The 9775-nt window shown below is 67.8% G+C and carries 12 protein-coding genes and 1 riboswitch; of the genes, 1 reads left to right on the top strand and 11 read right to left on the bottom strand.

The window, feature by feature from the left end; genetic code table 11:
- The coding region (locus tag Q0693_RS05685; RefSeq protein WP_298629866.1) for an SDR family oxidoreductase at positions 1 to 512 on the top strand (512 nt) is incomplete at its 5' end.
- A gap of 1 nt (position 513) precedes the next feature.
- Here the strand turns inward: Q0693_RS05685 and thiD are convergent.
- The 11 genes from thiD to cobT form a co-directional block, all read right to left on the bottom strand.
- The gene (thiD, locus tag Q0693_RS05680) at positions 514 to 1290 is read right to left on the bottom strand and encodes a bifunctional hydroxymethylpyrimidine kinase/phosphomethylpyrimidine kinase (RefSeq protein ID WP_298629864.1); all 777 of its coding nucleotides are present in this window, start codon (positions 1288 to 1290) and stop codon (positions 514 to 516) included.
- Positions 1291 to 1299: 9 nt separating this feature from the next.
- Positions 1300 to 2607 carry a phosphomethylpyrimidine synthase ThiC gene (thiC, locus tag Q0693_RS05675; protein WP_298629861.1) on the bottom strand — a complete coding sequence of 436 codons (1308 nt, stop codon included), beginning with the start codon at positions 2605 to 2607 and terminating at the stop codon, positions 1300 to 1302.
- Complete coding sequence (locus tag Q0693_RS05670) at positions 2604 to 3554, bottom strand: FAD-dependent oxidoreductase (protein ID WP_298629859.1); 951 nt, start codon at positions 3552 to 3554, stop codon at positions 2604 to 2606. Before Q0693_RS05670 ends, thiC begins: the two co-directional genes overlap by 4 nt.
- Complete coding sequence (locus Q0693_RS05665; protein ID WP_243029512.1) at positions 3551 to 4336, bottom strand: thiazole synthase; 786 nt, start codon at positions 4334 to 4336, stop codon at positions 3551 to 3553. Before Q0693_RS05665 ends, Q0693_RS05670 begins: the two co-directional genes overlap by 4 nt.
- Positions 4337 to 4531: a sulfur carrier protein ThiS gene (thiS, locus tag Q0693_RS05660; protein WP_298629857.1), complete on the bottom strand. Its 195-nt coding sequence runs from the start codon at positions 4529 to 4531 to the stop codon at positions 4337 to 4339.
- Positions 4518 to 5138: a thiamine phosphate synthase gene (gene thiE / locus Q0693_RS05655; protein WP_298629855.1), complete on the bottom strand. Its 621-nt coding sequence runs from the start codon at positions 5136 to 5138 to the stop codon at positions 4518 to 4520. The genes thiS and thiE overlap by 14 nt, the downstream gene beginning before the upstream one ends.
- 100 nt (positions 5139 to 5238) lie before the next feature.
- A riboswitch (TPP riboswitch) is annotated at positions 5239 to 5348 on the bottom strand.
- Between the two features lie 121 nt (positions 5349 to 5469).
- Positions 5470 to 6807, bottom strand: coding sequence for a cobyrinate a,c-diamide synthase (locus Q0693_RS05650; protein ID WP_298629853.1), 1338 nt, complete (start codon positions 6805 to 6807; stop codon positions 5470 to 5472).
- 3 nt (positions 6808 to 6810) lie between these two features.
- Positions 6811 to 7410 carry a protoglobin domain-containing protein gene (locus Q0693_RS05645; protein WP_298629851.1) on the bottom strand — a complete coding sequence of 200 codons (600 nt, stop codon included), beginning with the start codon at positions 7408 to 7410 and terminating at the stop codon, positions 6811 to 6813.
- A 28-nt stretch (positions 7411 to 7438) separates the two neighbouring features.
- Positions 7439 to 8002, bottom strand: a complete 564-nt coding sequence (gene cobO / locus Q0693_RS05640; RefSeq protein WP_298629849.1) for a cob(I)yrinic acid a,c-diamide adenosyltransferase — start codon at positions 8000 to 8002, stop codon at positions 7439 to 7441.
- Entirely contained in the window at positions 7981 to 8679 is a 699-nt protein-coding gene (locus Q0693_RS05635) for an adenosylcobinamide-GDP ribazoletransferase (RefSeq protein ID WP_298629847.1), read from the bottom strand. The genes cobO and Q0693_RS05635 overlap by 22 nt, the downstream gene beginning before the upstream one ends.
- 4 nt (positions 8680 to 8683) lie before the next feature.
- Complete coding sequence (cobT, locus tag Q0693_RS05630; protein ID WP_298629844.1) at positions 8684 to 9697, bottom strand: nicotinate-nucleotide--dimethylbenzimidazole phosphoribosyltransferase; 1014 nt, start codon at positions 9695 to 9697, stop codon at positions 8684 to 8686.
- Positions 9698 to 9775: the final 78 nt, after the last annotated feature.

Raw genomic sequence — 9775 nt, 5'->3', positions numbered from 1 at the left:
CCCTCGCCATCCTGGTCAACGCCGCCGGGGTCACGTGGGGCGCTCCCTCCTGGGAGATACCTGTGGAAAAGGTGCGGGAGGTCCTCGAGGTCAACCTGGTGGGGGCCTTCCTAGCCAGCCGCGCCGCCGCCCAGCGCATGCAGGAAAGGGGCTATGGCAAGATCATCCACATCGCCTCCGTGGCGGGGCTCAAGGGGGAGCACTCCGAGGTCCTGGATGCCGTGGGCTACTCCGCTTCCAAGGGCGGACTCATCGCCCTTACCCGGGACCTAGCGGTGAAGTGGGGCCGTTTCGGTATACGGGTGAACGCCTTAGCTCCGGGGTTCTTCCCCACCCGTATGACGGAGAAGGTTCTGCCCAAGGCCGAGCCCCTCCTTAAGGCCACCCTGCCCCTGGGCCGCTCCGGAAGGCCCGGGGAGCTGGGAGGGGCAGTGCTCTTCCTGGCCAGCCCCGCCTCGGACTACATCACCGGGGTGGTGCTCCCCGTGGACGGAGGGGCTACGGCCCTTTGAGCTAGGCCAAGTGGTTCAGGGGACCGTGCCCCCGCCCCAGGCCGGGGGCGGTCTCCAGGGCCCGGGTGAGGTAAGCCTTGGCCCCGGCGACCGCCTCTTCCAAGGGCTTTCCCAGGGCGAGGAGGGCAGCGATGGCGGCCGAGAGGGTGCACCCCGTGCCGTGGGTGTTTCGGGTCGGGATACGGGGGGCACGGAAGGCCAGGATGCCCCTTGGCGTGGCCAGGAGGTCCACGGCCTCCGCCCCTGCAAAATGGCCCCCCTTGAGAAGCACGGCCTTGGGGCCAAGGGCGAGAAGGGCCATGGCCGCCTCCTCCGCCTCCCTTAGGGTAGGGATGGGCCTTTGCAGGAGGGCTTCCGCCTCGAGGCGGTTGGGGGTGATGAGGGTGGCCAGGGGGAAAAGCCTCTCCTTAAGGGCCCGAACCGCTTCGGGGGCAAGCAGGGGGTCCCCCCCTTTGGCCACCATCACCGGGTCCACCACCAAGGGGTGGATCCCATAGCGCTCCACCCCTTGGGCCACAGCCACCACGATGGCGGCGCTCCCCAAAGCCCCCGTCTTGGCGGCGTGGATGGGAAAGTCCTCGGCCACGCTCTGGATCTGCTGGTATACCAGCTCGGGGGGCAGGAGTTCCACCCTTTGTACCCCCAGGGTGTTCTGGGCGGTGACCAGGGTGAGGGCGCTGGTGCCATAGACGCCGAAGCGGAAGAAGGTCTTAAGGTCCGCCTGCACCCCGGCCCCGCCCCCGGAGTCCGAGCCAGCTATGGTTAGGGCTACCCGCACACCCCACCCCTAACCCACGGGCAGTTCCAGGCGGGCCCGCCCCCTAAGGACCGCCTCCACCAGGTTCATGGGGCAGAAGGGGCCGCACATGCTGCAGGCCTTGGTCTTGGAGCCCCGCTCCTCCTTGAGCCTCCGGGCTTCCTCGGGATAGAGGCAGAGGGCGAACTGGCCTTCCCAGTCCAGGCGGTAGCGGGCCTCGGACATGAGGCGGTTCCGCGCCAAAGCCCGAGGGTTCCCCCGGGCCACGTCGGCGGCATGGGCGGCGATCTTGAAGGCGATCACCCCCTCCTTCACGTGCTCCGGGGTGGGGAGGCCCAGGTGCTCCGCCGGCGTGAGGTAGCAGAGCATATCCGCCCCCATCCAGCCCGCCAAGGCCCCGCCGATGGCCCCGGCGATGTGGTCAAAGCCGGCGGCGGTGTCCACAGGGAGCATGCCCAGGATGTAGAAGGGGGCGTGGCCCGTGAGCTTCTTCTGGATCTGCACGTTGGTGGCCACCTCGTTTAGGGGGATGTGCCCCGGGCCCTCCACCATGGCCTGCACCCCCGCCCGGCGGGCCCTTTCCACCAGCTCCCCAATGGTGAGGAGCTCGGCCATCTGGGCCCGGTCGGTGCTGTCCGCCAGGGAACCGGGCCTGAGGCCATCCCCCAAGGAAAGGGTCATATCGTAGGTGCGGGCGATGTCCAAGAGGTCGTCAAAGCGGGCGTAGAGGGGGTTCTCCTCCCCCCGCTTCAGCATCCAGGCGGCCAGGAGCCCCCCGCCCCGGCTCACGATCCCCGTGGTGCGCTCTGTGTGGCGGTAGACCTCCAGGTTCTTCAGGGTCACCCCCACGTGCACGGTGATGTAGTCCACCCCTTGCTTCCCGTGCTCCTCAATCACCTGGAAGAGTTCGTCCGCGGACATGTCAAAGAAACTTTTCCTCCTGGCGGCGCGGAACTCCGCCTCGTAGATGGGCACGGTACCCAAGGGGACCGTGGCCACCTCGAGGATCCGCTCCCTTATGGCCCTTAGGTCCCCTCCGGTGGAGAGGTCCATGAGGGTATCCGCCCCATAGCGGATGGCCACCTGGGCCTTCGCCACCTCCTCCTCCAGGTTCACGTAATCGTAGGAGGTGCCCAGGTTGGCGTTCACCTTCACGCTAAGCCCCTCCCCGATCCCCTTGAAGTCCTTAAGGGTGCGGTGGTTGGGGTTCCGGGGGATTACGATCCGTCCCGCCGCCACCCCTTCCCGCACCACTTCCGGGGAAACCCCCTCCTTTTCGGCCACGTAGGCCATCTCCTCGGTGACGATGCCTTTTCTCGCCGCTTCCAGCTGGGTCATGGTTCTACCCCCATGAGTTCCAGAATCCTTTTGGTCGTCCAAGGGGCCAGGAGGACCCCGTTCCTCCCGTGGCCCACCGCCGCCCATACGCCCTCCGCCACCTGGCCCACGAAGAGCTCCCCCGCGGGCCGGTAGCCCCAAAGGACCTCCCTGAAGCGCGCCCCTTCCAGCTGGGGAAAGCGCTCGTGGGCGTAGTCGGCAAGCCACCTGAGCCCCAAGAGGTCCACCCCAGGGGCCCAGCCTTCCCGGCTGGTGGCCCCCACGTATACCCCGCCCTCCCGGGGGAGGAGATAACCCTCCCCGGCAAAAAGGGGCTGGGAGGGCTGGGCCTCAGGAGGCCCCACCAGGACCAGGGCCTCCCCCTTTAGGGGGCGCACCCTAAGGCCAAACCGCCCGGCCCAGGCCCCCACCGCCAGGAGGATGCGCCTGGCCTGGGCGGAAAACGCCCCTTCCCTGCCCCGCCCCTGGACCCGCCCCGGCTCCACCCTTTCCACCTCCGCCTGCAAAAGAGGGGTGTCCATGGAGGCCAGGGCCTCCAGCAAGGCCTCCCGTAGCCTTCTGGGATGCACGTATCCCCCGGGGAAGGTGCGCACCTTTCTTCCACCCCGCACCGGGTAGGACAGGGGTTCCCTGGCCTCCCAGGCCTCCTCCTCGCCCTGGGTGAGGGCCACCACCTGGGTACCGGAGAAGCCCGCCTCCACCTCTAAGCCCCCACCCCTAAGGTCCTCCAGGAGGACGGGGTAGTACTCCAGGCCCAAGAGGGCGGCCTGAAGCACCTCCGCGGAAAGCCCCTCGGGGTAGGGGGCCAGCATGCCCGCGCTGGCCAAGGTGGCGGCCCCTTCCTTGCCGGCATCCAGGAGGAGGACGGAAAGGCCCCGCTTCCGAAGCTCATAGGCGGCTAGGGCCCCGATGATGCCGGCCCCCACCACGATGGCCTCCGCCCTCACGCCTTCGGCCCTCCTAAGGGGATGCCCTGCGGGGGACTCGAGGGGCTCGCCCCCTCCCTGGGGCGCATGGGCCCCGCCAGGTACGCCTTCCTCCCCGCCTCCACCGCCAAGCGGAAGGCCTCGGCCATGGCCACGGGGTCTTCCGCCTCGGCAATGGCGGTGTTGACCAGTACCCCATCCAGGCCCATTTCCATCACCTCCGCCGCCTGGGAGGGCAGGCCAAGCCCCGCATCCACCACCACCGGGGGCAAGGAGGCCTTCTCCCGGGCGAAAAGCTCCAAAAGGGCTCGGGTCTTCACCCCCCAGCCGGAGCCGATGGGGGCCGCCAAGGGCATCACCGTGGCCGTGCCCATCCCTGCCAGCCTCTTGGCCAGGACCAGGTCGGGACCCATGTAGGGGAGCACCACGAAGCCCTCTTCCAAAAGCCTTTCCGCCGCCCTTAGGGTTTCCACGGGATCGGGGAGGAGGTAGGTGGGGTCAGGGATCACCTCCAGCTTCACCCACCTTTCCCCCGTGAGGGCCCGGCCCAGCCGGGCGATCCTCAAGGCCTCCTCGGCGGTCTTGGCCCCGGCGGTGTTGGGCAGAAGCCTAACCCCCTCCAAGGCCTCCAAAAGCCCCACGTGCCCGGGCATCCCCGCCTCCACCCGGCGGATGGCCACGGTGACCACCTCGGCCCCCGCAGCCCGTATGGCCTCCCGCATCACCTCAAAGTCCTTGAACTTGCCCGAGCCCAGGATGAGGCGGCTTTTAAGCTCGGTATCCCCTACCTTCCAGGTGTCCATCTAGCCTCCTTGCATGAGGGTGACCACCTCCACCACATCCCCTTCCCTCAGGACGCGGTGGGGAAGCTCCCGCCCCGGGTAGGCCTCCTCGTTGAGGAGAACCGCCACCCGGGATAGCTCCACGCCTAGCTCCTCCAAGACCTCTTTAAGCGTCTTCCCCTCCAAAGGCTTGGCCTCGCCATTAAGCCACACCATAGAGCTTCTCCCGAAAGAAGCGGGCGGCCCTCTCCGGGTCCGGGGCGTCCAGGATGGCCCGCACCACCACCACCCGCCTGGCGCCCGCCTCGAGGACCGCTTCCAGGTTCTTTGGCGTTATCCCACCAATGGCGTACCAAGGCTTCTCCCTTAGGTGTTCCTGGGCCCAGCGCACGTAGCCTAGGCCGACCGCCGGCCTGCCCGGCTTGGTGGGGGTTTCCCACACCGGGCCTATGGAAAGGTAGTCCACGCCTTCCTCGAGGGCCTTTAGGGCCTGCTCGGGGGCGTGGGTGGACCGGCCCACCATGCCGGGGAAAAAGCGGCGGGCCTCCTGGGGCGTGAGATCCCCTTGCCCCAGGTGCACCCCGTGGGCTCCCAGGAGGGCCGCCAGGTCCGGCCGGTCGTTGAGGAAGAAGGGAACCCCGTACCGCCGGGCCAGGGAGAGCATCCTCTCCCCCAGGTCCAGGGTGGGCCTGGCCTCCCAGTCCTTGGCCCTAAGCTGTAAAACCTCCACCCCCCCTGCCAAGGCCCTCTCCGTGCGGTCCAAGGTTTCCGCAAAGGACCAGCCGGGCCTAGGGGTCACCACCAGATAGAGCCTTCCCAGCAAGCTTTCACCTCCCCTTCGGAGCGCCTAGCCCGGGTCCATGCGCGAGGCGAGGAGCCCAGGCCCACGCTGCCAAAGGGAGAGGCCATGGGTTGTGGTGGGATTTCTTCCGCATAGGCTTCCCTCCGCCGGCATTACCCGGATCAGGTTCTAAGGGTTGCTGGGAAGGACCCAGCTCTCAGCCCCTCGCTTGGGGCACCCCTAGCCTGCCCCTCTAGTTTAGCATGCCTGGGGCCAAGAATGGGGTGCGGGTTACACACCCCAAGACGCCCAGCAAGCCCCAAGGGAGAATCCAGAGCCAGAAACCGCCTTCGGCAGAGATATCCAACCCCCTTCAGGAACCTCGAGGGGAACCGGGGCCCTCCTTTGCCCAAGCAAGAAACCTCCGGGCCCCTTGCGGCCTGGCAGGGAGATAGAGGTGGACAAAGCTTCCCAGGATGCGGCCATCCGTGTAGCCCTCCACCTCCTGGCCTCCCACCCGCCGCCAGGCGGGGCTTCTGGAGGGTGGCATGCGGGCATAGTGGAACTCGTGCCCCTTGAAGGCCTGGGCCTTTGGGGCCACCGGGTTATCCCTTAAGGCTTCCACCTCCCGGTAACCCAGGACCGGGTGCTCGGCCATGCGGGCCACACCGGGCACCAGGCCCACCATGGGGAAGAAGCCCTCCCCCACCCAAAGGCCCTGGGAGAGGTACATGTACCCGCCGCACTCCGCCACGATGGGGCCGGGGAACCCCCGGATGGCTTCCAGCAGGGGTTGGTTTTGCGAAAGCCCCTGGGCAAAGTGCTCCGGGCAGCCACCTCCTAGGAGGAGGGCCTGGGCCTTGGGCAAGGCGGGGTCCTGAAGGGGGCTAAAGGGAATGAGCTCCGCCCCCAGGGCCTGCAAAAGCTCCAAGCCCTCGGGGTAGTAGAAGCGGAAGGCCCGGTCCCAGGCGTAGGCCACCGCCACCTGGGGAGGGCGGCTTTCGGGCAGGAAAGGGGGGGCTTGGGGCAACGGCCCGGCCTCCGCGGCCAGGTGAAGGAGGGCGGTAAGGTCCAGGTGGAGGGCCCGGGCCAAGGCCCCAAGAGGGGGCTGCACCTCCCCCGCCAGCACCAGGCCCAGGTGGCGCTCAGGAATCCCCAGGGCCGGGTCCTGGGGAAGCCAGCCCAAAAGGGGAAGGCCCACGTGGGAGAGGGCTTCTTGGAGTAGGGCGGCGTGGGTTGCCGAGGCCACCCGGTTGGCGAAGACCCCCGCCACCCATACCCCCGGGTCAAAGCGGCGAAAACCCTCGGCCAAGGGGGCGATGGAACCCGCCATGGCGGAGGCGTCCACCACCAGGACCACGGGGGCCCGAAGGAGCTTGGCCACTTGGGCGGTGGAACCCTCTTTTCCCAAGGAATCCTTCCCGTCAAAAAGGCCCATCACCCCTTCCACCAGGGCCAGGTCCCTTCCCCTGGCCCCGTGTTGGAAGAGGGAGAGGAGGCCTTCCCCATCCAGGAAGAAGCCATCCAGGTTATACACCCTGCGGCCCGAGGCCGCCTCGAGGTGGCTAGGGTCCACGTAATCCGGCCCCACCTTGAAGGCTTGGACCTTTAGGCCCCTCTCCCGCAAGGCCCGGATCAGGGCCAGGGCCACGGTGGTCTTCCCCGCCCCCGAGTGGGGGGCAGCCAGGACCAGGCGGGGGATAGGCACCATGGCCTACCCTGGGGAGAGCCGGGCCAGCATCCGGGCGGCTTCCTGTTGGGCTCTATCCAGAAACTGCCCCACCTCCACCCCCTCGGCTTGGGCTAAGGCTTCCAGGTAGGCGTGGAGGTAGCTCTCCGAGATAAGGGCCATCACGGTAAACCCCAGCCGCCGCCAAGCGTCGGCCACCCCTTGGGCCTCCTCTGGGGGAAGCTTCTCCCGGGCCAGGCGGGAAACGGTCTCCACCACCCAGTTCCACATGGCGGCCATCATGGCGTTGGTCACCCCCCGGCGCACGTGCACCAGGCCCACCAGGGTTTGCCAAGCAAAGTACTGGCCGTTGAAGGGGCCGGCTACCGTGCGCAGGTACCAGTCCCTTAGGGTCTTCTCCCGTTGCGGGCGCTCCCCTTCCCGAAAGACGGCCCGGGTGGCAGGGTGGGCAAAAAGGGTGTCGTAAAAACCCTGCACCAAGGGCTCCACCCAGCCCTTCATGAGTTCCTGGTGGCGGGTGAAAACCTTGGCGTCCTCGAGGGGGCGGAAGCGGGCCTGCGGAGGAAGCTGGGACCAGAACTCCTGGGCCAAGGCGTAAAACCGGGCGAGGCTCTTGTCCGTCATGGACACCAGCATAGCGCCCCAACCCCCTTTAATGCTCTATGCCCCGCTGGGCCGGAACCCCCTGGTCAAAGGCGTGCTTAACCTTGCGCATCTCGGTCACCGTATCCGCCAAGGCCATAAGGGCCTCGGGAGCACCCCGGCCGGTAACCACCACATGGACATGCCCAGGCCGTTTCTGCACCACCGCAAGGAACTCCTCCAGAGAAACCCATCCGTACCGCAAGGGATAGGTGGCCTCGTCCAAGACCACCAGGTCCCACTCCCCCGAGAGGATGGCCTCCTTGGCCCGCTCCCAACCCCCCTGGGCCAACCGGGCCGAAGCCTCCAGGTCCCGGCTTTTCCAGGTGAACCCATCCCCCAGCCCCTCCACGGGGATGCCCAGCTGGGCCAAGGCCCGGTGCTCGCCAAAGCGGGCCCCTTGGTGCTTGAGGAACTGGAAAATCCTTACCCTCAAGCCCCGGCCATGGGCCCTTAGGGCCAGGCCGAAGGCGGCGGTGCTCTTGCCCTTGCCGTCCCCGGTGTAGACCAAGAGGAGGCCCCGCCGCTCCCCCTCGGGCTTGGCGTACGGCTTCATCCGCCGAGGGCTTTCCATAGGGCATAGCCTAACAAGCCCCCAAGCTCCGAGAGGGCGATCATGGCCCCGAGGATATCCCCGTTCAACCCCCCCAGGCGGGCCACCGCGAAACGGGCCACCCCATAAGCGCTGCCCAAGGCCAAAAGGGCCGGCCAGGGGTAGAGGATGGGGAAGGGAAGGGCCAGGAGGAAGGCCCCAAAGACCGGCCCCCCACGGATGAGGCTGGCCATCCCCGGGCGCAAGAGGGGATACCGGTTCAGGAAGGGCAGGATGGCGAAGCGGGCGAAGCCGGGGAAAAGAAGGAGGAAAAGGGGTTCGGGCACCAGGGCCAAGGCCTGCCAAAGGAGGAGGAGGTAAAGCCCCCCCACCCCGAAGGCGAAGGGACCCAGGTGGGGGTCCTTGAGGATGCGAAGCCTTTCCTCCTTGGACCTCGAGGCCAAAAGGGCATCGGCGGAGTCCAGAAGCCCGTCCAGGTGCAAAAACCCCGTGAGGCCCAAAAGCGAGGCCAGCAGCAAGGCCGCCAAGAGCCCCTCGGGAAGAGGGAGAAGGGCCAAGAGCGATAGGGGAAGCCCGAGGGCATAGCCCGCGAGGGGGAAGAACAGGGTGCTTCGCCGAAAATCCTCCGGACGGGTCCCCTGGGGGGCCAGGGGATACACGGTGAGCAGGCCCAGGGCCAGGCGCAGGGCGCGGAGCATGGGCCTAGGCGCGGTGGGAAACCCCCGCCTCCGCAAAGGTGGCCATGTGCAGGATGCGGGCTGCCGCCCGTAAAAGGGGCATGGCCAAAACCGCCCCCGTCCCCTCCCCCAGGGCCAGGTCCAGGTCCAGGAGGGGCCTTAGGCCCAGGGCCTCGAGGATGTACCGGTGCCCGGGCTCCCGGCTCCTATGGCCCGCAAACAGGTAGTCCTTAAGCCTGGGCTCCAGCCGGTAGGCCAAAAGGGCCCCAGCGGAAACGGGAAAGCCATCCAGCACCAAGGGCAGGCCCTGCCGGTAGCCTTCCAAGTAGACCCCAGCAATGGCCACAAGCTCCAAGCCCCCCACTTCTGCCGCCACGGCCAAAGGCTTCATCCCCGGGCGTAGGCGGGATAGGGCCTTGGCCACCGCCTCCCGCTTCCGCCTCAGGCCCTCCTCCCCTATCCCTGTACCCCGCCCCACCACGGCATCGGAAGGGAGGTCCAAAAGGGCCGCCGTCAGGGCAGCCGCCGCGGTGGTGTTCCCAATGCCCATATCCCCTGCCGCCAGCACCGTGGCCCCTTGGGCGATGGCCAGACGGGCTGCTTCCCGACCCGCCAAGAGGGCCCTCTCCGCCTCTTCCAGGCTCATGGCCCTCTCCCGGGCCAGGTTCCCCGTTCCCGGCCGTACCTTGCGCCTAAGGAGCTGGGGGTGGTCTGGAAGCTCCCCCTTGACCCCCACGTCCAACACATGGACCCGGCAGTCCGCCACCTGGGCCAGCTGGTTGATGGCCGCCCCACCCCTCAGGAAGTTCAGGACCATCTGGTAGGTGACCTCCTGGGGGTACGCGGACACCCCTTCCGCCACCACCCCGTGGTCGGCGGCGGCCACCACCACCGCCCCCGGGCCCAGCTCCGGCCTAAGCCTTCCCTGGATGGCGGCCAGGCGTACCGCCACCTCCTCCAGGTAGCCCAGGGAGCTGGGGGGCTTGGTGAGCCCTTCCATGCGCTGCTTGGCCGCCTGCAAAACCTCCTGGTATCCCATATGGGAGGAAGTATAAGCTCTGGACATGGAGCTTTGGCTGGTGCGCCACGGCGAAACCCTCTGGAACCGGGAACACCG

Origin of the sequence: uncultured Thermus sp., assembly GCF_938010445.1 — a bacterium.
Taxonomy (GTDB): Bacteria; Deinococcota; Deinococci; order Deinococcales; family Thermaceae; genus Thermus; species Thermus altitudinis.
Note: the sequence above shows the minus strand (reverse complement) of the source record. Positions and strands in the feature narration are given on the sequence as shown.